26 protein-coding genes and 2 tRNA genes are annotated in these 25,290 nt (G+C 69.5%); 17 read left to right on the top strand and 11 right to left on the bottom strand.

What is annotated here, in order from left to right; genetic code table 11:
- The 10 genes from LR948_RS03460 to LR948_RS03415 all read left to right on the top strand — a co-directional run bounded on the left by LR948_RS03460 (nt 1) and on the right by LR948_RS03415 (nt 6,706).
- Nucleotides 1-1,059, top strand: a complete 1,059-nt coding sequence (locus tag LR948_RS03460; RefSeq protein ID WP_232752522.1) for a PAS domain-containing protein — start codon at nt 1-3, stop codon at nt 1,057-1,059.
- Between the two features lie 3 nt (nt 1,060-1,062).
- Complete coding sequence (locus tag LR948_RS03455; RefSeq protein WP_232752521.1) at nt 1,063-1,689, top strand: 3-oxoacid CoA-transferase subunit B; 627 nt, start codon at nt 1,063-1,065, stop codon at nt 1,687-1,689.
- Nucleotides 1,690-1,693: 4 nt separating this feature from the next.
- Nucleotides 1,694-2,086 carry a DUF1801 domain-containing protein gene (locus LR948_RS03450; RefSeq protein ID WP_232752520.1) on the top strand — a complete coding sequence of 131 codons (393 nt, stop codon included), beginning with the start codon at nt 1,694-1,696 and terminating at the stop codon, nt 2,084-2,086.
- Nucleotides 2,079-2,369: a GNAT family N-acetyltransferase gene (locus LR948_RS03445; RefSeq protein WP_232752519.1), complete on the top strand. Its 291-nt coding sequence runs from the start codon at nt 2,079-2,081 to the stop codon at nt 2,367-2,369. Before LR948_RS03450 ends, LR948_RS03445 begins: the two co-directional genes overlap by 8 nt.
- 19 nt (nt 2,370-2,388) lie before the next feature.
- Nucleotides 2,389-3,279, top strand: coding sequence for a carbon-nitrogen hydrolase family protein (locus tag LR948_RS03440; protein WP_232752634.1), 891 nt, complete (start codon nt 2,389-2,391; stop codon nt 3,277-3,279).
- 90 nt (nt 3,280-3,369) lie between these two features.
- On the top strand, nt 3,370-3,588 hold the full coding sequence (infA, locus tag LR948_RS03435) for a translation initiation factor IF-1 (RefSeq protein ID WP_005978431.1): 219 nt from the start codon (nt 3,370-3,372) through the stop codon (nt 3,586-3,588).
- A 64-nt stretch (nt 3,589-3,652) separates the two neighbouring features.
- Entirely contained in the window at nt 3,653-4,234 is a 582-nt protein-coding gene (locus LR948_RS03430; protein ID WP_232752518.1) for a nucleoside triphosphate pyrophosphatase, read from the top strand.
- Nucleotides 4,231-5,253: a ribonuclease E/G gene (locus tag LR948_RS03425; protein ID WP_232752517.1), complete on the top strand. Its 1,023-nt coding sequence runs from the start codon at nt 4,231-4,233 to the stop codon at nt 5,251-5,253. Before LR948_RS03430 ends, LR948_RS03425 begins: the two co-directional genes overlap by 4 nt.
- Nucleotides 5,250-5,453 carry a DNA gyrase inhibitor YacG gene (locus LR948_RS03420; protein ID WP_232752516.1) on the top strand — a complete coding sequence of 68 codons (204 nt, stop codon included), beginning with the start codon at nt 5,250-5,252 and terminating at the stop codon, nt 5,451-5,453. Before LR948_RS03425 ends, LR948_RS03420 begins: the two co-directional genes overlap by 4 nt.
- On the top strand, nt 5,450-6,706 hold the full coding sequence (locus LR948_RS03415) for an aminotransferase class V-fold PLP-dependent enzyme (RefSeq protein ID WP_232752515.1): 1,257 nt from the start codon (nt 5,450-5,452) through the stop codon (nt 6,704-6,706). The genes LR948_RS03420 and LR948_RS03415 overlap by 4 nt, the downstream gene beginning before the upstream one ends.
- Nucleotides 6,707-6,802: 96 nt before the next feature.
- On the opposite strand, the gene LR948_RS03410 is transcribed toward LR948_RS03415, so the two are convergent.
- Together LR948_RS03410 and hisF are read right to left on the bottom strand one after the other, a co-directional pair.
- A complete protein-coding gene (locus tag LR948_RS03410) occupies nt 6,803-7,114 on the bottom strand; it encodes a phosphoribosyl-ATP diphosphatase (protein ID WP_232752514.1) in 312 nt (103 codons plus the stop codon).
- On the bottom strand, nt 7,111-7,869 hold the full coding sequence (hisF, locus tag LR948_RS03405; protein WP_232752513.1) for an imidazole glycerol phosphate synthase subunit HisF: 759 nt from the start codon (nt 7,867-7,869) through the stop codon (nt 7,111-7,113). The genes LR948_RS03410 and hisF overlap by 4 nt, the downstream gene beginning before the upstream one ends.
- A 136-nt stretch (nt 7,870-8,005) precedes the next feature.
- Between hisF and LR948_RS03400 the strand changes: the two genes are divergently transcribed.
- Nucleotides 8,006-8,467, top strand: a complete 462-nt coding sequence (locus tag LR948_RS03400; protein ID WP_232752512.1) for a DUF302 domain-containing protein — start codon at nt 8,006-8,008, stop codon at nt 8,465-8,467.
- Between the two features lie 22 nt (nt 8,468-8,489).
- Here LR948_RS03400 and hisA read toward each other — a convergent pair whose 3' ends face one another.
- On the bottom strand, nt 8,490-9,212 hold the full coding sequence (gene hisA / locus LR948_RS03395) for a 1-(5-phosphoribosyl)-5-[(5-phosphoribosylamino)methylideneamino]imidazole-4-carboxamide isomerase (protein WP_232752511.1): 723 nt from the start codon (nt 9,210-9,212) through the stop codon (nt 8,490-8,492).
- A 139-nt stretch (nt 9,213-9,351) separates the two neighbouring features.
- Here hisA and LR948_RS03390 point away from each other — a divergent pair, with 139 nt between their 5' ends.
- Entirely contained in the window at nt 9,352-9,741 is a 390-nt protein-coding gene (locus LR948_RS03390) for a DUF2147 domain-containing protein (protein ID WP_232752510.1), read from the top strand.
- A gap of 253 nt (nt 9,742-9,994) precedes the next feature.
- Here the strand turns inward: LR948_RS03390 and hisH are convergent, their stop codons facing one another.
- Both hisH and hisB read right to left on the bottom strand, forming a co-directional pair.
- Nucleotides 9,995-10,633: an imidazole glycerol phosphate synthase subunit HisH gene (gene hisH, locus LR948_RS03385; RefSeq protein ID WP_232752509.1), complete on the bottom strand. Its 639-nt coding sequence runs from the start codon at nt 10,631-10,633 to the stop codon at nt 9,995-9,997.
- 2 nt (nt 10,634-10,635) lie between these two features.
- Complete coding sequence (gene hisB / locus LR948_RS03380) at nt 10,636-11,223, bottom strand: imidazoleglycerol-phosphate dehydratase HisB (protein ID WP_232752508.1); 588 nt, start codon at nt 11,221-11,223, stop codon at nt 10,636-10,638.
- A gap of 132 nt (nt 11,224-11,355) precedes the next feature.
- Here hisB and LR948_RS03375 point away from each other — a divergent pair, with 132 nt between their 5' ends.
- Nucleotides 11,356-11,595, top strand: coding sequence for an Lrp/AsnC ligand binding domain-containing protein (locus tag LR948_RS03375; RefSeq protein WP_232752507.1), 240 nt, complete (start codon nt 11,356-11,358; stop codon nt 11,593-11,595).
- A gap of 128 nt (nt 11,596-11,723) precedes the next feature.
- On the opposite strand, the gene LR948_RS03370 is transcribed toward LR948_RS03375, so the two are convergent.
- The 6 genes from LR948_RS03370 to LR948_RS03345 all read right to left on the bottom strand — a co-directional run bounded on the left by LR948_RS03370 (nt 11,724) and on the right by LR948_RS03345 (nt 18,512).
- Nucleotides 11,724-11,798 (bottom strand) — tRNA-Gly (locus LR948_RS03370).
- A 22-nt stretch (nt 11,799-11,820) separates the two neighbouring features.
- A tRNA-Gly gene (locus tag LR948_RS03365) sits at nt 11,821-11,895 on the bottom strand.
- An 84-nt stretch (nt 11,896-11,979) separates the two neighbouring features.
- On the bottom strand, nt 11,980-12,387 hold the full coding sequence (locus LR948_RS03360; RefSeq protein ID WP_232752506.1) for a rhodanese-like domain-containing protein: 408 nt from the start codon (nt 12,385-12,387) through the stop codon (nt 11,980-11,982).
- Nucleotides 12,388-12,463: 76 nt separating this feature from the next.
- Complete coding sequence (locus LR948_RS03355) at nt 12,464-12,868, bottom strand: VOC family protein (RefSeq protein ID WP_232752505.1); 405 nt, start codon at nt 12,866-12,868, stop codon at nt 12,464-12,466.
- Nucleotides 12,865-16,308 carry a pyruvate carboxylase gene (locus tag LR948_RS03350; RefSeq protein WP_232752504.1) on the bottom strand — a complete coding sequence of 1,148 codons (3,444 nt, stop codon included), beginning with the start codon at nt 16,306-16,308 and terminating at the stop codon, nt 12,865-12,867. Before LR948_RS03350 ends, LR948_RS03355 begins: the two co-directional genes overlap by 4 nt.
- 59 nt (nt 16,309-16,367) lie before the next feature.
- Complete coding sequence (locus LR948_RS03345) at nt 16,368-18,512, bottom strand: diguanylate cyclase (RefSeq protein ID WP_232752503.1); 2,145 nt, start codon at nt 18,510-18,512, stop codon at nt 16,368-16,370.
- Nucleotides 18,513-18,682: 170 nt separating this feature from the next.
- Here LR948_RS03345 and LR948_RS03340 point away from each other — a divergent pair, with 170 nt between their 5' ends.
- The 4 genes from LR948_RS03340 to LR948_RS03325 all read left to right on the top strand — a co-directional run bounded on the left by LR948_RS03340 (nt 18,683) and on the right by LR948_RS03325 (nt 24,845).
- The gene (locus tag LR948_RS03340) at nt 18,683-21,145 is read left to right on the top strand and encodes an ATP-dependent helicase (RefSeq protein ID WP_232752502.1); all 2,463 of its coding nucleotides are present in this window, start codon (nt 18,683-18,685) and stop codon (nt 21,143-21,145) included.
- A gap of 146 nt (nt 21,146-21,291) precedes the next feature.
- Nucleotides 21,292-23,076, top strand: coding sequence for an SLC13 family permease (locus LR948_RS03335; protein WP_232752501.1), 1,785 nt, complete (start codon nt 21,292-21,294; stop codon nt 23,074-23,076).
- Between the two features lie 160 nt (nt 23,077-23,236).
- Nucleotides 23,237-23,590 carry a hypothetical protein gene (locus LR948_RS03330; protein ID WP_232752500.1) on the top strand — a complete coding sequence of 118 codons (354 nt, stop codon included), beginning with the start codon at nt 23,237-23,239 and terminating at the stop codon, nt 23,588-23,590.
- Entirely contained in the window at nt 23,580-24,845 is a 1,266-nt protein-coding gene (locus LR948_RS03325) for a DNA-packaging protein (protein ID WP_232752499.1), read from the top strand. Before LR948_RS03330 ends, LR948_RS03325 begins: the two co-directional genes overlap by 11 nt.
- Nucleotides 24,846-25,290 lie beyond the last annotated feature (445 nt).

The following is a 25,290-nucleotide window of genomic DNA, read 5'->3' as shown; positions in this document are numbered from 1 at the left end:
ATGTCGAGCGCGCCGGTCACCCCCAGAAAGCTGAGCGCGGTCCTAGATGACAGGGCCGCGCTGGCCGGCTTTTCCCGGCTTTCGCTGGCCATGGTGATCACCAACCCCAACGCGCCCGACAACCCGATCGTCTACGTCAACGACGCCTTCGAGCGGACCACCGGCTACAACCGCTCCTCGGTGATCGGCCGGAACTGCCGGTTCCTGCAGGGCCAGCGCACCGACAAGGACGACGTGGACCGGATCCGCACCGCGGTCGAGAAGTGCCGGGACGTGAGCGTCGACATCCTCAACTACCGCGCCAGCGGCGAGCCCTTCCTGAACCGGCTGATCATCGCGCCGATCCTCGGCGAGGGCGGCGAGCCGATGTATTACCTCGGCCTCCAGAAGGAGCTGCGCGACGACGAGTCGGACGGGGAGTTCCTGGACGACAGCCTGAAGGCGATCCGCGAGCGGGTGCAGGACGACCTGTCGCTGATCCTGGCCTCGATCTCGGAGCCCGCGCCCGAACGCAGCCAGGAAGACCCGGTGCACGAGATCGAGGCCCTGCCGCGGCGGCTCGACTGCCTGCAGCTGGTCTACGAAGAAATGCGCATGAGCGACGAGACTCCGGGCCGGCACCGGATCGACCTTGGCGCGATGATGAGCCGGGTGGCGGCCAATGTGGTCTTCCACGAATGCCGCCCCGGCATCCGCTTCATGCAGCACCTCGAACAGGTGGAGGTCAGCCTCGACACCTCGGTGCGGCTGGCGCTGATCCTTTCGGAGGCGCTCTCCAACGCCTTCACCCATGCCTTCTCCGGGCTCGACCGCGGCCTCGTGGAGCTGCGCGTGACGCGGCTCGCCGCGGGCGGCCTGCGCATCGTCGTCGCCGACGATGGCGTCGGCATCTCGAAGAACATCGAATGGCCCTCGACCGCGACGGTCGGCGGGCGGCTGATCGCCGCCCTCTTGGAAGGGCTTGACGCAACCATAAACGTCGTGCGGGGCGCGGCGGGCACCATCGTCATGGTGGACGTGCCCATCGACCCCTACGATCTGGACCAGGAAGGAGCCTGACACATGCCTTGGGACCGTGAGCAGATGGCCGCGCGCGCCGCGCAGGAGCTGGAGGACGGCACGTATGTCAACCTCGGGATCGGCATCCCCACCTTGGTGCCGAACTACATCCCCGAGGGCGTCAACGTGACCCTGCAATCCGAGAACGGGATGCTCGGGATGGGGCCGTTCCCCTACGAGGGCGAGGCCGACCCCGACCTCATCAACGCCGGCAAGCAGACCATCACCGAGCTGCCGCATACCTCCTATTTCGACAGCGCCACCAGCTTCGGCATGATCCGCGGCGGCAAGATCGCCATGGCGATCCTCGGCGCCATGGAAGTGGCCGAGAACGGCGACCTGGCGAACTGGATGATCCCCGGCAAGCTGGTCAAGGGCATGGGCGGCGCGATGGACCTCGTCGCCGGGGTGCAGCGCGTGGTGGTGGTCATGGACCACCAGAACAAGGCCGGTGAATCGAAGCTCCTGAAGGCCTGCACGCTGCCGCTCACCGGCACCGGCGTGGTCAACCGGATCATCACCAACCTCGGCGTGCTCGACGTGGTCGAGGGCGGTCTGAAGATCGTTGAACTGGCCGAGGGCGTGACCGAGGAGCAGCTGCGCGAAGCCACCGAGGCGACGATCCTCTGAGCGCATGGAGTTCCGCCGCGACACGACGCTGGGCAGCTTCGAGGACCTGATCGCGGCGGCCCCGGCCCATGCCGGAACGCTGCAGGCGATCCGCGCGCTGGTGGCCGGGATCGACCCCGGGGCCCATGAAAAGGCCAGCCGCCGCGAGAACAGCGTCTGGTGGGGCCTCGGCCCGGCCAAGATGCGCGACGGCTACGCCTATGCCATGCCGCATGCCTCCCATGTGAACCTCGGGTTCTTCCAGGGCGCCTCGCTGCCCGACCCCGAGGGGCTGCTCGAGGGCGGCGGCAAGGCGCTGCGGCACGTCAAGCTCACTTCGCCCGAGGCGGTCGCCGCGCCGGGCCTGCGGGCGCTCTTGCTGGCGGCGCTCGAGGAAAGGCGCGCCGCACTTGGCTGAGGGCGAGATCACCCGTGAAGTGGCCGAGGGCCGGGGCCGCTATCTCCTGCGGCAGGACGGCGCCGAGGCCGAGCTGACCTATTCCATCGCCTCGCCGCGGCTCATCATCGCCGATCACACCGGCGTCCCCGAGGCCCTGCGCGGCACCGGCGCCGGGCAGGCGCTGGTCGCCCGGATGGTCGCGGACGCCCGCGCCGAGGGCGTGAAGATCGTGCCGCTTTGCCCTTTCGTGAATGCTCAGCGCCGGCGTCACCCGGACTGGGCCGATGTCTTCCAGGTATGAGAACATGGCCGGACGAATGATTACCGTGGCCGCCGCGGCCTACCCGATGGATATCCTGCCCGACTGGGGCGCCTACGAGACCAAGCTGTCCTACTGGGTGGCCGATGCCGCGGGCGCGGGCGCCGATCTGCTGGTCTTCCCCGAATACGGCGCGATGGAGCTGGCGACCCTGGGCGGCCTGCGGGTGGCGGGCGACCTCGAAGCCTCGCTTCGGGCGGTCTCGGACCGGGTGCCCGAGGCCGACGCGCTGCACGCAAGGCTGGCCGCCGAACACGGGGTGCATATCCTCGCCGCCTCGGGGCCGGTCTTCGACCCCGGGCTCGGGCCGCGCCCGGTGAACCGCGCCCGGCTGTTCTCGCCGGACGGGCAGGCGGGCCACCAGGACAAGCAGATCATGACCCGCTTCGAGCGCGAGGATTGGGGCATCGCCTCGGGCGGGCCGCTGCACATTTTCGACACCGCGCTGGGCCGGATCGGCATCCTGATCTGCTACGACGCGGAATATCCGCTTTTCGGCCGCGCGCTGAAGGACTCGGAGCTCCTGCTGGTGCCCTCCTGCACCGAGGCGCGGGCGGGCTATTCCCGCGTCCGCATCGGCGCCATGGCCCGCGCGCTCGAGAACCAATGCGTCGCGGTCATGGCCTCGACCGTGGGGGCGGCTGCCTGGAACGAGGCGGTGGACTTCAACTGCGGCATGGGTGGCGTCTTCGGCCCGCCCGACACCGGCTTCCCGCCGAACGGCATCCTGGCCGAGGGGCGGCTCGACCAGCCCGGCTGGGCCTATGCCTCGGTCGACCTCGACCGCGTCGGCCGGGTCCGCCGCGACGGCGTGGTTCTGAACCGCACCCACTGGGAAGAGCAGTCCGGCCGCGACGGTCCGCCGGTCGAAGTGCGGCTGAAGCCAGATTGACCCTTGAAATGCCGGGAAAACCGGACCATTTAACAGCATCGCACGGAGAGGCACGGCTTCTCGGTGGGTGAACGCAATGCAGGAGAGACCATGGCCAAGGAAGATACGCTCGAATTTCCCGGTGTCGTGAAGGAACTCCTGCCGAACGCGACGTTCCGGGTCGAGCTTGAAAACGGCCATGAGATCATCGCGCATACGGCAGGCAAGATGCGGAAGAACCGCATCCGGGTTCTGGCTGGCGACAAGGTGCAGGTTGAGATGACGCCCTATGATCTGACCAAGGGCCGCATCAACTACCGCTTCAAGTGAACCGCGTCCGCGCGGTGCGAAACGGGGGCCTTCGGGCCCCTCTTTCATGTCGGGGGTGTGCCACATGGCGCTGATTCTGGGATCGGGAAGCCCGCGCAGGCGCGACCTTCTGGCCGAGCTGGGGCTCGTGGCCGATGACGTGCGCCCGCCCGATATCGACGAGACGCCGCGCCCGCGTGAGCTGCCGCGGCCCTATTGCATCCGCATGGCGCGGGAAAAGGCATTGGCCGTCCGCGCCGGAGAGGGCGACGTGGTGCTCTCGGCGGATACCACCGTGGCGCTCGGCCGACGCATCCTCGGCAAACCCGCCGACGCGGGCGAGGCCGAGGCCTTCCTGCGCGGCCTCTCGGGGCGCCGTCATCGGGTCATCACCGCCGTCGCGGTGCGCCGGGGCGACGCGCTCTGGGAGCGCGAGGTGGTCAGCCAGGTCAAGATGAAGCGCCTCTCGGAAGACGAGATCCGCGGCTATCTCGCCACCGGCGACTGGCAGGGCAAGGCGGGCGGCTACGGCATCCAGGGGCCCGCGGGGGCGCTGATCCCCTGGATCTCGGGCTCCTTCACCGCCGTCGTGGGCCTGCCGCTCGCCGAGACGGCGCAGCTTCTGGGCGCGGCGGGCATTCAGGTCTGGAACGGAGAGACGGCATGAAGGGCGCACAGGTTGTCCTGGGGGAGCACCGCGGCCGCGAGGCGGCGGCGCTGATGATCGACGGGCAGCTCGAGGACCTCTTCCTCGAGGGCGACGGCCCGGTGCCGGGCACCATCTACCGCGGCGTCGCGGGCCGGCCGATGAAAGGGCAGGGGGGCATCTTCCTCGAGACCCCCGAGGGCAAGGTCTACCTGCGCCAGATCAAGGGCATCTCGCCGGGCGAGCCGCTCCTGTGCCAGGTCACCGGCCATGCCGAGCCGGGCAAGGCGGTGCCGGTCACCGCGAAGCTCCTGTTCAAGAGCCGCTACGCCATCGTCACCCCCGAGGCGCCGGGGCTGAACATCTCGCGCCGCATCCGCGACGAGGAGATGCGCGACGCGCTTCTGGAGATCGCCCATGCGGAAATGGCAGGCGCCGAGCACGGGCTGATCTTGCGGTCCTCCTGCGCGGGCGCCGACGGCGAGGCCATCGCCGAGGACATCCGCGAGATGCGCGCGCTTTGTGACAGCGTGCTGGCCGACCAGGGCCGCGCGCCCGAGGTGCTGGTGGCGGGCGACAGCCCCCATGCCCGCGCCTGGCGCGAATGGGACATGCCCGCCGAGGTCCTGCGCGGCCCCGAGGCCTTCGAGGAGAGCGGCGTCGCCGAGGCCATCGAGGCGCTGGCGCACCCGCTGGTGCCGCTCAAGGGCGGCGGCCACATGGCGGTGGAGCTGACCCGCGCGCTGGTCGCGGTGGACGTGAACACCGGCGGCGACACTTCGCCCGCGGCGGGGCTGAAGGCCACGATCGCCGCGCTGCGCGACCTGCCGCGCCAGCTGCGCCTGCGCGGGCTCGGCGGCGTGGTGGTCATCGACCCCGCGCCCTTCCCCAAGAAGGAGCGCCGGCAGATTGAACAGGTCCTGCGCGCCGCCTTGAAGTCCGATGCCGTGGAGACGACCTTCGTGGGCTGGACGCCCATGGGCAACATCGAGCTGCAACGCAAACGCGACCGCGTCGCGCTGGGGGATCTGATCCAATGAGCTGCCCGATCTGCAACGCGGACACCAAGGCCGACTACCGGCCCTTCTGCTCGCGCCGCTGCGCCGACCTGGACCTGTCGAAGTGGTTCTCGGGCGGCTATGCCGTGCCTTCGGAGAACCCCGAGGACGTCGAGGAGGCGCTCGACCAGGCGATGCGGGCACGGGCCAAAAGCGACACCACCGGGGAGAGCACGCATTGACTACACCCATCGAGGCCCATGACGGGTTGATCGCGGAAGTCCGCGACCGCTTCGCCCATGTCGAGAGCTGCCCCTTCACCGGCCCGCGCGTCTTCTTCGAGAACGCCGGCGGCGCGCTGACGCTGAAATCCGTGGTCGAGACCACCGCGCGCTACGCCGCGGTGCCCGACAACCAGGGCCGGGCCAATGCCGCGAGCGCCGCGCTCAACGCCGCGATCGACCGGGCCCGCGCCGATGCGCGGCGCTTCTTCAACGCCGAGGGCGGCCAGGTGATCCTGGGCGAAAGCGGCACCGAGCTGCTGTTCCGGCTGATCCGCGAGGCCTGCCTCGGCGCGCCCGAGGGCGGCCATGTGCTGGGCTCCTCGGTGGAACATCCCGCCTCGCGCTCGGCGGCGCGGCGCTGGGCAGCCGAATCCAGCCGGCCCTACGTCGAGGTGCCGCATGACAGCGCGACGGGCGGCGTCGCGCCCGAGGATTACGCCCGGCTGGTGACGCCCGAGACCCGGGTCGCCACGATCCTGCACACCTCGCCGGTGACCGGCATCGGCAACGACATCGCGGGCATCACCGCGGCGATCCGCGCCGTGGCGCCCGAGGCGCTGGTCATCGTCGACGGCATCCAGCACGCCTGTCACGGCGGCATCGACATCGACGGCGCGGATGTCGATGGCTACGTGATCTCGCCCTACAAGGTCTTCTCGCGGCACGGCTACGGGGTGGCCTGGGCCTCGGACCGGCTGGCGGATCTGCCGCATGACACGCTCGCCGGCGGCCCCGGCAGCTGGGAGCTCGGCACCCGCGACACCGGGGCCTATGCGACCTTCTCGGACGTGGTGGCCTATTTCGACTGGCTCGGCGGCGCGGTCTCGGGCGCCGAGGCGCCGCGCGCGCGGCTCGAGGCCGCCGCGGGGGCCATCGCGGCGCAGGAGAAGATGCTCTGCGACGCGGCGCTCTTCGGCACCGACAACCTGCGCGGCCTGGCCGAGATGCCCGAGGTCACGGTGCTGGGCGGGGCCGAGAACGCCCGCCGCGAGGGGCTGGTGACCTTCGCCCATGCCCGGCTCGAGGCCACCGAGATCGTCGAGCGGCTGAACGCCGAGGGCATCCGCACCCATACCCGCAAGGCGGACCACTATTCGGGCAACGTGCTCGATCCGCTGGGGCTGGGTTCGGCGGTGCGGGTCTCCTTCTGCCACTACAACACCCGCGCGGAAGTGGCCGCGCTGCTCTCGGCGCTGGCGCGGATGACCTGAGACGTGACGGCCGGGCCCCGCCTAGGGGCCCGGGCGAGGGCGCTGCCCTCGCGCTCCCGAGGTATTTTGACCAAGATGAAGGGTGGGGCGGGGCGCTCAGCTCCCGCGGGCGGCCTTTTCGGCGAGGCCCGAGCGCGCCTGGCGCGCGGCAAGCTCTTCCATGACGTCGGAAAGCTCCACGTCGCGGGCGCGCAGCATCACCAGCAGGTGAAAGAGCACGTCGGCGGCCTCGGAGGTGAGCCGCGCGCGGTCGCCCTTGGCGGCCTCGATGATCGCCTCGACGGCCTCTTCGCCGAATTTCTCGGCGCATTTCTCCGGGCCCTTGGCCAGGAGCTTCGCGGTCCAGCTCTCCTCGGGGTCGGCCGCGGCGCGGGCCGCGACGATCTCTGCCAGTTCCTCGAGGGTCATCGCCGCACCGGGATGCCGTGCTGGGCCAGGTGCTCCTTCGCCTCGGCGATGGTGTAATCGCCGAAGTGGAAGATCGAGGCGGCCAGCACCGCCGAGGCGCCGCCCTCGGTCACGCCTTCGACCAGGTGGTCGAGCGTGCCGACGCCGCCCGAGGCGATCACCGGGATCGTCACCGCCTCGGAGATGGCGCGGGTCAGCGGGATGTTGAAGCCCGAGCGAGTGCCGTCCTTGTCCATCGAGGTCAGGAGGATCTCGCCCGCGCCCTTGGCCTGCATGGTCAGCGCGAAGTCCACCGCGTCGATGCCGGTGGCGCGGCGGCCGCCATGGGTGAAGATCTCCCAGCGGCCGTCCTCGACGGTCTTGGCGTCGATCGCCACCACGATGCACTGGCTGCCGAACTGGTCGGCGGCGCGGGTCACCACGTCGGGATCGGCCACCGCGGCGGAGTTGAAGCTGACCTTGTCGGCGCCCGCCAGCAGGAGCTTGCGCACATCCTCGACCGAGCGGACGCCGCCGCCGACGGTGAGCGGGATGAAGCACTGCTCGGCGGTCCGGGTCACCACGTCGAGCATGGTGTCGCGGTCCTCGTGGCTGGCGGTGATGTCGAGGAAACAGATCTCGTCGGCGCCGGCGGCGTCATAAGCGCGCGCGGCATCCACCGGATCGCCCGCATCGCGCAGGTCGACGAAGTTGACGCCCTTGACCACGCGGCCATCGGCCACGTCGAGACAGGGGATGATACGTGTCTTCAGCATGAAACATCCGTCCTTTCGCTTGCACCCGGATATGCCGAAGCGCGGCGCCGATCACAAGTCGGCCAGTCGGGCCGGGGCGGGGAAACGGCGGGGCGCGGGCGCGCGTTGGGCGTGAGAATTGATCGAGGAGACACAGATGACCCGCTTTGCCCGCCCCGTCGCCGCCCTGTCCTGCCTGCTTCTGGGCGCCGCCCCGGCCCTGGCCGACAATCATGTGGTGCAGAAGGAAAGCCCGCATTCGGTGGCGGTGACCATCGACAAGCTCGAGACCGCGGTGAAGAACGCCGGCGCGACGATCTTCGCCCGGGTCGATCACGCCGGCGGGGCCGAGAGCGTCGAGATGGAGCTGGCGGAAAGCGAGCTTCTGATCTTCGGCAACCCCGAGATCGGCACGCCCGCCATGCAGGACGATGCGCTGGCCGGGCTGCAGCTGCCGCTGAAGGTCCTGGCCTACGAGGATGCCGAGGGGCAGGTGCAGCTGGCCTACGAGAGGCCTGCGGCGATGTTCGAGGGCTACGGGGTCGCGCCCGAGGCGGACTACCTGGACCAGATGGCCGGGGCGCTCGAGAAGCTTACCGGCGCCGCCACGTCGGAGTGAGCGGCGCGCGGTGGGGCGCGGCTCAGGCCTTGAGCGCGGCCAGCGCCGCCGAGAGGTCGAGCGCCCCGTCGTAGAGCGCCCGGCCCGAGATCGCCCCGGCGATCACCCCGGTGTCGCGCAGCCGCGTCAGGTCCTCGAGCGAGGAGACCCCGCCCGAGGCGATGACCGGGATCGAGACCGCGCGGGCCAGGGCCTCGGTCGCGGCGGTGTTGGGCCCGCCCATGGCGCCGTCGCGGTTGATGTCGGTGTAGATGATCGCCGCGACGCCCGCGTCCTCGAAGCTGCGGGCCAGATCGGTGGCGTCGACATCGGTGGTCTCGGCCCAGCCCTTGGTGGCGACGCGGCCGTCGCGGGCGTCGATGCCCACGGCCACCTGGCCCGGGAAGGCGCGCGCGGCCTCGCGCACGAGATCGGGCTGTTCGACCGCCACGGTGCCGAGGATCACCCGCGCCAGCCCCTTGTCGAGCCAGGTCTCGATGGTCGCCATGTCGCGGATGCCGCCGCCGAGCTGCGCCGGCGTGTCCGGGCAGGCGGCGAGGATCGCCTCGACCGCGGCGGCATTGACCGGCGTGCCCGCGAAGGCGCCGTTCAGGTCGACGAGATGCAGCCAGTCGCAGCCCGCCGCGACGAAGGCCCGTGCCTGGTCGGCGGGATCGTCGTTGAAGACGGTGGATTTCTCCATGTCGCCGCGCAGGAGGCGCACGGCTTGGCCGTCCTTGAGGTCGATGGCGGGGAAAAGGATCATGGCGGTGCTTCCAAGGCTCTCGGGTCGCAGGCCAGATGGCATGACGGGACGGCACATGCAACGCGACCTTGCGTCAACCTTGATCGGCGCGGGCAAAGCGCGTCAGGCTGCGGGCGATGAACTTTTTGGGAGGAAAGTCATGAAGCCTGTCCTGATGGCCCTGGCGGGCCTGGCCCTGAGCGCCACCGCGGCCTTCGCCGATCCGATCCTCGGCACCTGGAAGACCGAGGTCGACGACGGGTCTTATGCCCATATCGGCCTGGTGAGCTGCAACGGCGGCAAGATCTGCGGCACCATCGACCGCACCTTCAACGCCGAGGGCGAATACGACTCGCCCAACAAGGGCAAGGCGCTGGTGCGCAACATGGTCCCGCAGGGGGGCGGCAAATACGAGGGCCGCGTCTGGCGGCCGTCGAACGACAAGATCTACCTCGGCAAGATGCAGCTCAACGGCAATAAGCTGAAGCTGCAGGGCTGCGTCGCGGGCGGGCTGATCTGCTCGAGCCAGACCTGGAGCCGGGTGAACTGATCGCGGGCCCCGGGGCGCCGGGGCCGGCGTCGTGATGCGAGAAAGGCCGGGCGGGTGCCCGGCCTTTTTTTGTTTAGTGGTGGGAGTGGGGCGCTGAGGCGCCTGTGGCTGGGACGCTGGGGCCCGTAGGTCTCGGGCGCTGCACCGTGGCAGAGCGGTGGCCGTCGCGCTTTAGGTCCGGGCGTCAGGCGTGGGCGTGCCGGGCGTTAGGTCCACGCCCAATCCTGCCCGCCGCGCCCGGCTCAGATCCCGCTCAGGGCGCCCACTTCAGGAAGTTCGCGATCATCCGCAGACCGGTGGCGGCGCTTTTCTCGGGGTGGAACTGCAGCCCGATGCGGTTCTCCGAGCCCACCACCGCGGTGACCTCCTCGCCGTAGTCGACGTAGGAAAGCCGCTGCGCCGCATCGGCCATGCGGATCTGGTAGGAATGCACGAAATAGGCGTGATCGCCGGTCTGCACGCCCTCGAGCACCGGGTGCGGCTGGTCGATCACCAGGTCGTTCCAGCCCATGTGCGGCACCTTCAGCGCCGGGTCCGAGGGGGTGATCTTCAGGACCTCGCCGTCGACCCAGCCCAGGCCCTCGGCCTCTTCGTATTCGTGGCCCTTGCGGGCCATGAGCTGCATGCCGACGCAGATGCCCATGAAGGGCCGGCCCTTGGTCTCGACCGCCTCGAGCAGCGCCTCGTAGACGCCGCCCTTGCCGCGCAGCGCCGCGGCGCAGGCCGGGAAGGCGCCGTCGCCGGGCAGCACGATGCGGTCGGCGCGGGCGACCATCTCGGCCTCGGAGGTCACCACGACCTCGCCGGCGTCATGCTCGCGGGCCATGTTGCGGAAAGCCTTGTCGGCAGAGTGCAGGTTGCCGCTTTCGTAGTCGATGATCGCGGTGAGCATGGTCAGAGCGAGCCCTTCGTCGATGGGATGGCGTCGGATGTGCGGGGGTCGGGCTCGACCGCCTCGCGCAGGGCGCGGGCGACGGCCTTGAAGGCGGCCTCGGTGATGTGGTGGCTGTTCAGCCCCGAGAGCGCCTCGACGTTCAGGGTGATGCCGCCATGGGTGGCCAGCGCCTGGAAGAACTCGCGCACCAGCTCGGTGTCGAAACTGCCGATCTTCTCGGAGGGCAGCGCGACGTTCCAGACCAGGTAGGGCCGGCCCGAGAGGTCGAGCGCGGCGCGCACCAGCGCGTCGTCCATGGGCAAGAGGCACGAGCCATAGCGGCGGATGCCGCGCTTGTCGCCGATGGCCTTGGCCAGCGCCTGGCCGATGGCGATGCCGGTGTCCTCGACGCTGTGGTGGTCGTCGACATGGCGGTCGCCGTCGCAGCGCACCGTCATGTCGAAAAGCGCATGACGCGCGAGCTGGTCGAGCATGTGGTCGAAGAAGCCGACGCCGGTCTGGTTGTCGAAAGTGCCGCTGCCGTCGAGCTCCAGCGTGACCGAGATCTCGGTCTCGGCGGTCTTTCGGGTGATCTCGGCCTTGCGCATCCTGGGCGTCCTTCCTGCGTTCGGGGCGGGTTATAGGTCTCGGTCCGGCGAAGTAAAAGGGGCGGTTCGCGGGGGCATTGTGCGCCCGTGACTTCCGTGCCAGCTTGGCGCCCGAGCTTAAGGGAGAGTGCCATGAGCGCCTGTGTCTTCATCCAGATCCGCTGCACGCCGGGCAAGACCTACGAGGTCGCCGAGGAGATCGCCCTGCGCGAGCTGCATTCGGAGCTCTATTCGACCTCCGGGGAATACGACCTGCTGCTGAAGCTCTATGTGCCCGAGGACCAGGACATCGGGAAGTTCATCAACGAGAACCTGCTTGTGATCCCGGGGATCGAGCGGTCGCTGACGACGTTGACCTTCAAGGCGTTCTGAGCGGGGCAGGGGCTTGGCGTCGCGGGGCTGATGTCGTCGGGCGGGGCGCAGTTTGTTGCGATCCAACGCGGCGGCGCGCGACGGCGCTCGGCGCAGATTCTGAAACTTTCCGAAGAGAAGAAGACCGATGGAGCGGGCGAGGCGATTCGAACGCCCGACCCTTACCTTGGCAAGGTAATGCTCTACCCCTGAGCTACGCCCGCATATCCATCGTCTGGCTCGATTTGGAGCGGGCGAGGCGATTCGAACGCCCGACCCTTACCTTGGCAAGGTAATGCTCTACCCCTGAGCTACGCCCGCTTACCAATCGAGTGACGCGGATGTAAAAAATCGCCGCGCGGGCTGCAAGGGGAAAATTTCGCGCGGCGGCAGGAAATTTCCCCCTCAGCCCTTCTGGGCTTCGGGGCCGGTCACCGGGCCGCCCTTGGCCACCCAGTCGTTGAAGCCGTCGCGCAGATGCGCGGCCTCGAAGCCCATCTTCTGCAGCTGGAAGACCGCCAGCGCCGAGCGCCAGCCCGAGGCGCAGTGGAAGACGTAGCGCTTCTCCTCCTGGCCGAAGACCTCGCGGAAATAGGGGCTGTCGGGGTCGACCCAGAACTCGAGCATGCCGCGCGGGGCATGCACCGAGCCGGGGATGTAGCCGGTCTTGGCGCGTTCGCGCACGTCGCGGATGTCGACGATCACCACATCCTCGGCCTCGGCGAGCGACAGCGCCTCCTCGGTGGGGATCTCGGCGATCTGGCTGCGCGCCTCGGCGACCAGATCGGCGGCGGAGAGTGTGAGCTTGCTCATGGGGTGCCTTCCCTTGCTGGGGCGGATGTCGGGCGCCCTGGGGCGCGTGCCGTCGGGGCCGCGGGGGTTCCGGGCCCTAACCCTGGGCGTATTCGATCAGATCCCAGCGGTTGCCGAAAGGGTCGCGGAAGACCGCGACCTTGCCGTAGGGGGCATGGCGGGGCGCCTCTTCGAAGACCACCCCGCGGCGGGTGAAAAGCGCGTGATCGCGGTCGAAATCGTCGGTCGCGAGGAACAGCCAGACGCGCCCGCCGCCCTGGGCGCCGATGGCGGCGCGCTGGTCTTCCTTGGCCTCGGCCAGGAGGAACTCGGTCTCGGCGCCCTCGGGGGCGACCCGGACCCAGCGCTTGCCGCCGCCCAGGTCGCTGTCCTCGCGGCACTCGAAACCGAGCGTGTCGACGAAGAACGCCAGCCCCGCCGCGTAGTCCGGCACCAGGACCGAGACCAGGGCGAGGCGGCGGCGCGGGGCCCCGCTGCTCATTCGTATTCGACCAGCAGGTCCTTGGCGTCGATCTGGGCGCCGGGCTTGGCGTGCACCGCCTTCACCTTGGCGTCGCGCTCGGCGTGCAGGCCGGTCTCCATCTTCATCGCCTCGATGGTGAGCAGAAGATCGCCCTGTTTCACCGATTTGCCCGGCTCCACCGCGACCGAGGCCACGACGCCCGGCATCGGCGCGCCGACATGATCGGCGTTGCCCATCTCGGCCTTGAGCGCCGCGGCCTTGCCGCCGGTGGCCTTGCGGTCCGGCACCCGGACCGAGCGCGGCTGGCCGTTCAGCTCGAAGAAGACGCGGGCCTCGCCGTTTTCCTGGGTCTCGCCCACGGTGATCAGCCGGATCTCGAGCGTCTTGCCCGGGTCGATCTCGGCGGTGATCTCCTCGCCGGGTTCCATGCCGTAGAAGAAGGTCTTGGTCGGCAGGGTGCGCACCGGGCCGTACTGCTGGTGGCGCGTGATGTAATCGGTGAAGACCTTGGGATACATCAGGTAGCCGTTCAGGTCCTCGTCGTCGAACTCCACGTCCTCGAACTTGCCGGCCAGCTCGGCGCGTGCGGCCTCGATGTCGACGGGCTTGAGGTGCTTGCCGGGCCGGTCGCTGAGCGGCTTCTCGCCCTTGAGCACCTTCTTCTGCAGCCCCTTGGGCCAGCCGCCGGGGGGCTGGCCGAGGTTGCCCTTCATCATGTCGATGACCGAATCGGGAAAGGAGATGTCCTTCTTGGGGTCCTCGACCTCCTCGCGGGTGATGCCCTGGCTGACCATCATCAGCGCCATGTCGCCCACCACCTTCGACGACGGCGTGACCTTCACGATGTCGCCGAACATCTGGTTCACCTCGGCATAGGTGCGCGCCACCTCGGGCCAGCGTTCCTCGAGCCCCATGGAGCGCGCCTGGGCGCGCAGGTTGGTGAACTGGCCGCCCGGCATCTCGTGCAGGTAGACCTCGGAGGCGGGCGACTGCATGGCCGATTCGAAGGCCGCATATTGCGCGCGCACCACCTCCCAGTAGTCCGAGATCGCGCGGATCGACTTGATGTCGAGCCCGGTCTCGCGCGGGGTGAAGCGCGTGGCCTCGACGATCGAGCCCAGGGTCGGCTGCGAGGTATTGCCCGAGAGCGCGTCCATGGCGGCATCCACCGCGTCGACGCCGGCCTCGGCGGCGGCCATGACCGTGGCGATGGCGGCGCCCGAGGTGTCATGGGTGTGGAAGTGGATCGGCAGGCCGACCTCCTCCTTGAGGGCGCGGATCAGCGGGCCGGCGGCGGCGGGTTTCAGCAGCCCCGCCATGTCCTTCAGGCCCAGCACATGGGCGCCGGCGGCTTTCAGCTCCTTGCCCATGGCGACGTAATACTTGAGGTCGTATTTCGCCCGGTCGGGGTCGTTGATGTCGCCGGTGTAGCAGATCGTGCCTTCGCAGAGCTTGCCGCTCTCGATCACGGCGTCCATGGCGACGCGCATGTTCTCGACCCAGTTCAGGCTGTCGAAGACCCGGAAGACGTCGACGCCCGAGGTCGCGGCCTGCTTCACGAAGCCCTCGACCACGTTGTCGGGGTAGTTCGTGTAGCCCACGCCGTTCGAGGCGCGCAGCAGCATCTGGGTCATCACGTTGGGCATCTTGGCGCGGATGTCGCGCAGCCGCTGCCAGGGGCATTCCTGCAGGAAGCGGTAGGCCACGTCGAAGGTCGCCCCGCCCCAGCATTCGACCGAGAAGAGCTGCGGCAGGTTGGCGGCATAGCTCGGCGCCACCTTGATCATGTCGATCGAGCGCATGCGCGTGGCCAGGAGCGACTGGTGGCCGTCGCGCATGGTGGTGTCGGTGATCAGGAGCTGCTTCTGCGCGGCCATCCAGTCGGCGACCGCCTGCGGGCCCTTCTCCTCGAGGAGGTTGCGGGTGCCCTTGGCGGGCGTCTCGGTCAGGGGTTTGGGCGGTTTCGCCGGGCGCAGGTCGGCGGCGGGCTTGCGGCGGCCCTCGGTCTCGGGGTGACCGTTCACCGTGATGTCGGCGATATAGGTCAGCACCTTGGTGCCGCGGTCCTTGCGCGGCTTGAAGTCGAACAGGTCCGCCGTCTCGTCGATGAACTTGGTGGTGTAGCGGTTCGACAGGAAGGTCGGGTGGCGCAACAGGTTCTCGACGAACTCGATGTTGGTCGAGACGCCGCGGATGCGGAATTCGCGCAGCGCGCGGTCCATCCGGGCGATGGCCTTCTCGGGCGTGGCGGCCCAGGCGGTGACCTTCACCAGGAGCGAATCGTAGTAGCGGGTGATGACGCCGCCGGCATAGGCGGTGCCGCCGTCGAGCCGGATGCCCATGCCGGTGGCCGAGCGATAGGCAGAGATGCGGCCGTAGTCGGGGATGAAGTTGTTGGTCGGATCCTCGGTGGTGATCCGGGTCTGCAGCGCATGGCCGTTCAGCGCGATGTCGTATTGGCTGGCCTTGCCGGTGGCCTCGGCCAGGCTCTTGCCCTCGGCGATCATGATCTGCGCCTGGACGATGTCGATGCCGGTCACCTCTTCGGTGACGGTGTGTTCGACCTGCACCCGCGGGTTGACCTCGATGAAGTAGAACTCGCCGCTGTCCATATCCATCAGGAATTCGACAGTGCCGGCGCATTCGTAGTTCACATGAGCGCAGATCTTGCGGCCGAGCTCGCAGAGCTGTTCGCGCTGGGCGTCCGAGAGATAGGGCGCGGGGGCGCGTTCGACGACCTTCTGGTTGCGGCGCTGGACCGAGCAGTCGCGCTCGAAGAGGTGGTAGATGTTGCCCTGGCTGTCGCCGAGGATCTGCACCTCGACGTGGCGGGCGCGGGTGATCATCTTCTCGAGATAGCCCTCGCCGTTGCCGAAGGCGGCCTCGGCCTCGCGGCGGCCTTCCTTGACCTTGTCTTCGAGCTCGTCGGCCGACAGGATCGGGCGCATGCCGCGGCCGCCGCCGCCCCAGGAGGCCTTGAGCATCAGCGGGTAGCCGATTTCGTCGGCCTCGGCGCGGATCTTCTTCATGTCGTCGCCCAGGACCTCGGTCGCGGGGATCACCGGGACGCCGGCCTCGATGGCGACGCGGCGGGCCGAGGCCTTGTCGCCGAGCGCGCGCATGGTCTTGGCCTTGGGGCCGATGAAGACGATGCCGGCGGCGTCGCAGGCGTCGACGAAATCGGGGTTCTCGGAGAGGAGGCCGTAGCCCGGGTGGATCGCGTCGGCGCCGCTTTCCTTGGCGACGCGGATGATCTCTTCGATCGAGAGGTAGGCCTGGACCGGGCCGAGGCCCTCGCCGATGCGATAGGCCTCGTCGGCCTTGAAGCGGTGCAGACCCAGCTTGTCCTCCTCGGCGAAGACGGCAACCGTGCGTTTGCCCATCTCGTTGGCGGCGCGCATGATGCGGATCGCGATCTCGCCGCGGTTGGCGATGAGGATTTTTTGGAAGTCTGGCATTTTGGGTCCACCCCGCAATTTTCTGCTGCGCAGCATCGTAGGGTGGAACTATTCTGACCTCAACCAGTGCCGTGTGTGGCGGGTTTTTGCGGGCCCTCGGGGCCGTTCCTGGCGGCGCCTGCGGGGCCGCGCGGGGCGGCGGTCTGGGCGGTTTTGCGGGGCGAAGCGCCGGGGGCCGCGCCGGTCTCGGTCGCCTTGCGGAGCGCGGCTTCGGGCGCCGGACCGGCTTTCTGCGGTGCCGCGTCGGGAGTGCTTGGGGCGGAGCGGAGGGCTGCGAGCTGACCTGAGGCCGTGTCGGTCGCGACGGGTTGCGCAGGGCGTTGCGCTTCCGCCGTGCCGGGTGCGTCGAGGGCCGCGCCGCTGCCGGCGAGGACCACCTGGTTCCGGCCCCGGTGCTTGGCCTCGTAGAGCGCTTCGTCGGCGGCGCGCATGAGGTCCTGGGGCAGGCGCCCGTGGTCGGGGAAGACCGCCACGCCCACCGAAATCGAGATATGCGGCAGGGTCTTTTCGCCATAGCGCACGGTCACCGCCTCGACGGTGCGGCGCAGCAGTTCGGCGCGGTCCATGGCGGCCTCGGCGTCGGCCTCGGGCAGGAGCAGCATGAACTCCTCTCCGCCGGTGCGGCAGGCGGCCTCGTCGCCGTCGGCGAGTGCGTCCATGGCCGAGCCCACGGCGCGCAGCACCATGTCGCCGGCGTCATGGCCGTGGGTGTCGTTGAACTTCTTGAAGTGGTCCACGTCGAAGGAGAGGAGCGCCGCGGCGCCCATGCTGCGGGCGGCGCCGTCGATGGCGCGGCGCAGCGCCTCGGTCAGGTGGCGGCGGTTATAAAGGCCGGTCAGCGGGTCGCGCACCGACTGGTCGTGCAGCTGGTCGCGCATCCGAACATTGGCGATGGCCAGGCTGATCTGTTCGGCGCACATCTGGGCGAGCTTGCGCAGCTCGCGGAAGCGCGCGTTGGTGATCTCGGGGCGGGCGCGGACATGCATGAGGCCCACGGTTTCGCCATGGGCGAGGATCGGGAAGCAGTAATAGGCGCGGTCGTCCACGTCGGGCACATGGGCGCAGGCGAAGTTCACCTCGCTGCTGCCATAGGCGTAGCTGCGGCCGCGGCGCAGGCCCCAGCAGCTGTCGGGGCGGATATGGTCGGCGGCGCGCCCGCCGTTCCAGGCGGCCATGCCGTCCAGCACGTCGCGGCTGTTGGAATAGACGTAGACCGAGCCTTCCACCTCGGGGAGCATATGGGTCATGAAGCGCGCGACCATCTCGAAGAGCTCATCCAGCGAGGCGGAGGACTGCAGCCATTCGTTCAACTCGCCCAGGAGCTGGACGTCGCGCGCCAGCCGCATCTGCCGTTCGAGGCCCGTCTTCTCGGCGGCGGCGCGGTCGCGCATGGCGAGGTAGCGCGCCTTGCTGCGCCGCCCGCTGATCACCACCGCCCCGGCGGCGACCAGGGTCACCAGCACGGTCAGAAGCGCCAGCGCCGCGCGGGCCTTGTCGACCAGCGGCTCGCGCAGGGTGGTCAGATCGGCGTAGAACTCGATCGCGCCGACCATGCGCCCGTTTTCCATCACCGGGGTATACATCTCGGCGATGTCGTGATCATGCGCGCCATGCTCCATCTCGCTGGTGAGCATGTGGAAGCGGTGCTGGTCGATCTCGGAGGGGGCCTTCTTCTCCTGTTCGTAGAAGACCGCGCCGGCGGCCAGCACCTCGAGCAGTTCGGGCGAGGAGATCGTGGCGCCCACGAGATCCGGGCGGGTCGACCAGAACACCCGTCCTTCGGCGTCGAAGAGCTTCAGCCGGTAGAGATTCGAGGCCTTGGGGATGCCCATCAGGTAGCCCTCGTCGGCCTCGGTCACCGCGGCGCGGGCGAAGGTGTCGCTGCCCCGTTCGAGCTGGTCGAGCAGGCGCTGGCGCCAGAGCATGGCGTCGGAGACGATGGCGTCGCGCAGGCTCCAGTCGATGACCGGGGCAGGGGCCAGCACGGTGATCGCGGTCATGCCGCTGCCGACGGCGGCGACGAAGGCCAGCGAGAGGCCGATGCGGGTCAGCCGGCGGCGGAGCCGCGCCCCGCGCTGGCGCAGCGCCTGGCGCGCGGCGGCAGGGCCGGCCGCGGATGCGGCGGGTGTCAGGGGCGCGGTGCCGCCCGGCGCGGGCCCCGAAGGACCTGCGGTGGCGGCGGATGGCGCGGCGGAAGCGGTCATGGGCAACATCCGTCGTCAAGCTCCGCGAGGCCTCAGCAAGGGCCGCGCGGCGGGAGGGCCGGCGCATTCCTCACGCCCCGGCCCGGCGCGACACAGTGATACCCGCCGAGAAGTGAACAATTGGTGAACCCCGTCTTTCTTTCGCCGCCCGCCGCGGTTACATTCGCGCCATGAGCAGTTTCGACGAAATGGACGCCTTCGAGGGCGCCTCGCTGTCGGCGCGCGCCATGCAGGCGCGGGGCGCGCCCTATCTGGACGAGCTGAACCCCGCGCAGCGCGAGGCGGTCGAGACCCTGGACGGGCCGGTGCTCATGCTGGCCGGGGCCGGCACCGGCAAGACCAAGGCGCTGACCGCGCGCATCGTGCATCTTCTGAACACCCAGCGCGCCCGCCCGAACGAGATCCTCGCCGTGACCTTCACCAACAAGGCCGCGCGCGAGATGAAGAACCGGGTCGGCAAGATGCTGGGCCACACGGTCGAGGGCATGCCCTGGCTCGGCACCTTCCACGCGATCTGCGTGAAGCTTTTGCGGCGCCACGCCGAGCTGGTCGAGCTGAAGTCGAACTTCACAATTCTCGACAGCGACGACCAGCAGCGGCTGATGAAACAGCTCATCGTGGCGCGCGGCATCGACGAGAAGCGCTGGCCGGCACGGCAGCTCGCCGGGGTGATCGACGGCTGGAAGAACCGCGCCATCGGCCCCGACCGAGTGCCCGCCGCCGACGCCAGCGCCTTCAACCACGAGGGCCCGGCGCTTTATGCCGAATACCAGGCCCGCCTGCGCGAGCTGAACGCGGTGGATTTCGGCGACCTGCTTCTGCATATGGTCACGATCTTCCAGCGCCACGAGGACGTGCTGGCGCAATACCAGCGCTGGTTCCGCTACATCCTGGTGGACGAATACCAGGACACCAACGTGGCGCAGTATCTCTGGCTGCGGCTCCTGGCCTCGGGGCATCGCAACGTCTGTTGCGTGGGCGACGACGACCAGTCGATCTACGGCTGGCGCGGCGCCGAGGTCGGCAACATCCTGCGCTTCGAGAAGGATTTTCCCGGCGCCCACGTGGTGCGGCTCGAGCAGAACTACCGCTCCACCCCGCATATCCTGGCCGCCGCCAGCGGCGTGATCGCGGGCAACGAGGGGCGGCTCGGCAAGGAGCTCTGGACCGAAGCCCAGGAGGGCGAGAAGGTCCGCCTCATCGGCCATTGGGACGGCGAGGAAGAGGCCCGCTGGGTCGGCGATGAGATCGAGTCCATGCAGGGCGGCACCCGCGGGATGCGGCCCTATTCGCTGGATGACATGGCGATCCTGGTGCGGGCCTCGCACCAGATGCGCGCCTTCGAGGACCGCTTTCTCACCATCGGACTGCCCTACCGGGTGATCGGCGGCCCGCGCTTCTACGAGCGCATGGAGATCCGCGACGCCATGGCCTACTTCCGGCTGGTGGTCTCGCCCGGCGACGACCTGGCCTTCGAGCGCATCGTGAACGTGCCCAAGCGCGGGCTGGGCGACAAGGCGCAGCAGACCATCCAGCAGACCGCCCGTTCGCACGGGGTGAGCCTTCTGGAGGGCGCGCGCATCGCCGCCGAGGAGGGCGCGATCAAGGGCAAGGGCGGCGTCGCGCTCAAGGCGCTGGTCGACGACCTGGCGCGCTGGGGCCGGATGGTGCGCGGCCCGCTGGTGCAGGTCGAGACCGACCCCGACGCGGTGCTCGACACCGAGGCCGGGCCCGAGGCGGTGCGCTACGACTACGGCCCGCCCGAGATCAGCCACATGGAGCTGGCCGAGATCGTGCTCGACGAATCGGGCTACACCGGCATGTGGCAGAACGACAAGACGCCCGAGGCGCCGGGCCGGCTCGAGAACCTCAAGGAGCTGGTCAAGGCGCTCGAGGGCTTCGAGAACCTGCAGGGGTTCCTCGAACACGTCAGCCTGGTCATGGACAACGAAAGCGACGACGGCGGGGCCAAGGTCTCGATCATGACGCTGCACGCGGCCAAGGGTCTGGAGTTCCCGGCGGTCTTCCTGCCGGGCTGGGAGGACGGGCTCTTTCCTTCGCAGCGCTCGATGGACGAACAGGGGCTGAAGGGGCTCGAGGAAGAGCGGCGGCTGGCCTATGTCGGAATCACCCGCGCCGAGGAGGTCTGCACGATCTCCTTCGCGGGCAACCGGCGGGTCTTCGGGCAATGGCAAAGCCAGATGCCCTCGCGCTTCATCGACGAGCTGCCCGAGGCCCATGTCGAGGTGCTGACCCCGCCGGGGCTCTACGGCGGCGGCTACGGGGCGGCGGGTATGGCGGCCCATGCCTCGCCCGAGATCATGGCGCGCTCGGCCAGCGACCTGCACGACCGCGCGAGCCGCGCCGATGTCTACAACAGCCCCGGCTGGAAGCGGCTGCAGGCGCGCTCGGGCGAGCGCCCGATGAGCCAGCCCCGCGAGGCGCGCCACCAGGTGATCGACCTCGACGCGACCTCGTCCTACGTGATGGGCGAAAGGGTCTTTCACCAGAAGTTCGGCTATGGCGCCATCGTCGGCATCGAGGGTGACAAGCTCGAGGTTGACTTCGAGAAGGCGGGCACCAAGAAGGTCGTCTCGCGCTTCGTCTGCGCCGCCGACGACGTGCCGTTCTGAGACCCGGCGCCCTGTCCGGCGCTCGGTCCGGCAGCAGTGCCGGGGCGCTGGCGTCCTCCCCGCACGCTGCGGTGCCGCGAACGCTTGCTGCCGCCTGCCCGCATCTGCAATATGCGACGTCAGGCGGGGAAGAGCTGCGAGCCTAGATGGATATCTTTCAATTCAGCCAGGACACCGCGGCCTATATCACCATGGCCGTCATCCTGGGCATGCTGATCCTCTTCGTGACCGAGCTCTACCCGGTCGAGGTCGTGGCGATCGGCGGGGTGGCGGTGCTCTTGGTGCTGGGCGCGCTGCCCTATGAGGCGGCGCTCTCGGTCCTGTCGAACAACGCGCCCTGGACCATCGCGGCGATGTTCGTGGTCATGGGGGCTCTGGTCCGAACCGGGGCCCTGGAGGCCTTCACCAATTACGCGCAGGACAAGGCGCAGAAGCGGCCGAAGCTCGCGCTCTTCACGATCATGGTGGTGGTGGTCGCGGCCTCGGCGGTGATGAACAACACCCCGGTGGTCGTGGTCATGCTGCCGATCTTCGTGCAGCTTGCGCGGACCTTGGGGCTCGCACCCTCCAAGCTGTTGATCCCGCTCAGTTACGCGGCGATCCTCGGGGGCATGCTGACGCTGATCGGCACCTCGACGAACCTGCTGGTCGACGGTGTCGCCCGGAGCCGCGGGCTCGAGCCCTTCACCATCTTCGAGGTCACGCCGCTGGCCATCGTGCTGGTGCTGGTAGGCGTCACCTACCTCTATTTCATGGGGCCCCTAGTCCTGCCCGAGCGCTCCTCCATGGCGGGGATGCTGCAGGACCGCAGCCGGATGAAGTTCTTCACCGAAGCGGTGATCCCACCCGATTCCAACCTGGTCGGCCGCGAGGTGCTGAGCGTCCAGCTCTTCAAGCGCGAGGGCGTGCGGCTGATCGACGTGATCCGCGGCGACCAGTCGCTGCGCCGCAACCTGCAGGGGGTCGAGCTCGAGGTCGGCGACCGCGTGGTCCTGCGGACCCAGATGACCGAGCTTCTGAGCCTCCAGCGCAACAAGTCGCTGAAGCGCGTCGACCAGGTCTCCTCGGTCGAGACCACCACGGTCGAGGTGCTGATCACCCCGGGCTGCAAGATGGTCGGCCGCTCGCTCGGCGCGCTGCGGCTGCGGCGGCGCTTCGGCGTCTACCCGCTGGCGGTGCACCGGCGGAACCAGAACATCGGGCGGCAGCTCGACGACCTGGTGGTGCGGGTCGGTGACACGCTGCTGCTTGAAGGCGCGCCCGACGACATCAAGCGCCTGGCCGAGGAAATGGCCCTGGTCGATGTCTCCCAGCCCTCGGCCCGGGCCTTCCGGCGTGGTCATGCGCCGATCGCGGTCCTGGCGCTGGCGGGCATCGTGGTGCTGGCGGCCCTGGGCGTCGCCCCGATCCTGGCCTTGGCCGTGGTGGCCGTCGCGGTGGTGCTCCTGACCCGCTGCATCGACGCCGACGAGGCCTTTTCATTCGTCGAGGGCCAGCTCCTGGCACTGATCTTTGCCATGCTCGCCATCGGCGCCGCGCTCGAGGAGACCGGCGCCGTGGGCATGATCGCGGGCTGGATCGCACCCTGGATGCAGGGGCTCGACGGGGTCTTCGTGATCCTCGCGGTCTTCGCGCTGACCAGCGTCCTGACCGAGATGGTCTCGAACAACGCGGTGGCGGTGGTGATGACGCCGATCGCCATTTCGCTGGCCGAGGCGCTGGGCATCGACCCCCGGCCGCTGGTGGTGGCGGTCATGGTGGCGGCCTCCTGCGCCTTCGCCACGCCCATCGGCTACCAGACCAACACGCTGGTCTATGGCCCGGGCGGCTATCAGTTCACCGATTTCCTCAAGGTGGGCGTGCCGATGAACATCCTGATCGCGGTGGTCTCCTCGTTGATGATCCCGATGATCTGGCCGTTGACGCCCTGAGAACCTTTCCTTCGATCCGGTAAAGCGCGGCGGGCTCACCGCCCCGGAACCCGCGTGCCCGCAGGCTTGACCTGTCCGGGGCGCCTCGGGTCGTGCCTCTGGCCGGTCCGTGGCGGGCCCCGGACACCGGACAGCAGGGGCAGAGCGGAGGGACCTTAAAATGAGCCTGATCGACCCCATGGGCCGCGAAAGCGCGCTCGAGGAGGAACGCCTCGCGTTCCTCGAAACCCTGGCCGAGCTGCGGCTGGCGCTTGGGGATCTCAAGGAAAAGATCCGCGCGGGCGAGATCGGCCGCGACGACAAGAGCCAGGGCAAGAAGCTCCTGGAAGAGAGCCGCTACTGGCTCAGGGCCCTGAGGGAAACGGAGGCGGAACTTGTCCGTATCGAACGCGAGAAGGCCGGGATCGCCGGCGACTGGGGGCTCGATCTCGAGGCCGCCCGCGAGGAACTTCGCTGCCGGCTGGCCCGGCTGCCACGCTGCGGCTGCGCCCTGGGCGGCGGGGATGGAACTTGATCCCGGCACCGAGATCGCGCTGCCCTATCTCTTCGAGCTCTGGGCGCTGCCGCATCAACTGGCCCCGCCGGGCGACTGGCGCAGCTGGGTGATCCTGGGCGGGCGCGGCGCGGGCAAGACCCGGGCCGGGTCCGAATGGGTGCGGACCCAGGTCGAGGGGCCGCGCCCGCGCGATCCCGGGCGGTGCCGTCGCCTGGCGCTTCTGGGCGAGACGCTCGACCAGGTGCGCGAGGTCATGGTCTTCGGCGACAGCGGCATCCTGGCCTGCTGCCCGCCCGACCGGCGGCCGGTCTGGCAGGCCACCCGGCGCTGCCTGGTCTGGCCGAACGGCGCCGAGGCCATGGCCTTTTCGGCGCAGGAGCCCGAGGCGCTCCGCGGCCCGCAGTTCGACGCCGCCTGGGCCGACGAGCTGGCCAAGTGGCGCAAGGCCGAGGAAGTCTGGGACATGCTGCAGTTCGGGCTGCGGCTCGGCGCGCTGCCGCAGGCCTGCGTGACCACCACGCCGCGCAATGTCCCTGCGCTGAAGCGGCTTCTGGCGCGGGGCTCGACGGTGGTCAGCCATGCGCCGACCGCGGCCAACCGCGCCAATCTCGCGGCGAGCTTCCTGGCGGAGATGGAGGCGCGCTACGCCGGCACCCGGCTCGGCCGGCAGGAGCTCGAGGGCGCGCTTCTGGAGGATGTGCCGGGCGCGCTCTGGACCCGCGACATGCTGGCGGCGGCGGGGTGCTCCGAGGTGCCCGAGCTGGCGCGCGTCGTGGTGGCGGTGGACCCGCCCGCGACCGGGCACCGGACCTCGGACGCCTGCGGGATCGTGGTCGCGGGGCTCGCGCGGGGTGGCGGGGCGGTGGTCCTCGAGGATGCCACCGTCCAGGGCGTCAGCCCCAAGGGCTGGGCCGAGGCCGCGCTGGGCGCCATGGCCCGCTGGCAGGCCGAGCGCATGGTCGCCGAGGTCAACCAGGGTGGCGACATGGTCGAGGCGGTCTTGCGCGCCATCGACCCCGAGGTCGCCCTGCGCAAGGTCCGCGCCTCCCGCGGCAAGGTGGCCCGCGCCGAGCCGGTGGCGGCGCTCTACGAACAGGGCCGGGTGGCGCATCTGCGCGGGCTTGGCGCGCTCGAGGACGAGATGTGCCGGATGACCGCGACGGGTTACGAGGGGCAGGGCTCGCCCGACCGGGTCGACGCGCTGGTCTGGGCGCTGAGCGAGCTGTGCCTCGGGACGGGGAAGCGGGGTGTGCCGGGGGTGCGGGGGTTGTGAGGGGGTGTGGGCTGGCGCTCTGGCTTTTGCGCCGAAACAGGCTTGGACCTCCGCTGATCGCCGACACGCCACGCCCCACCTTGCGCCCGAACAGCACCGAAAGCGTGCGGCAGTTCGAGGAGGCCAAGGCCCGCGTTCAATCCCTCGCCGCTCTGCCCAATGTCCGCCCCTCGCCTGCCCAGTTCCAGCCAAAGCCCCCTTGCGCCCGAATAGCACCGAAGGTGCCGGGCGCGCGCCGGACCGGCCCCTTGGGCCGGCGCTCTTGTGAGTGGTGCGCATAGCTATCCCCTAGCCCTGACCTTGCTGGGATAAAGTGCTTAGCCCCGAGGTCGGCAGCGCCGGCCCCCGGTCCGGCGCGCGCCCTCTGTGGCGCTTGTTGAGAGGAGGGGCTGCGCTGGGAGGACCTTGGCCGGGAGGAAGCGCTATCGTTGTCTGTCTGTCGCGG

This window comes from Roseivivax sp. GX 12232 (assembly GCF_021272185.1).
In the GTDB taxonomy this organism is placed as follows: domain Bacteria; phylum Pseudomonadota; class Alphaproteobacteria; order Rhodobacterales; family Rhodobacteraceae; genus Roseivivax.
This window is presented reverse-complemented; position numbering and strand designations above follow the sequence as displayed.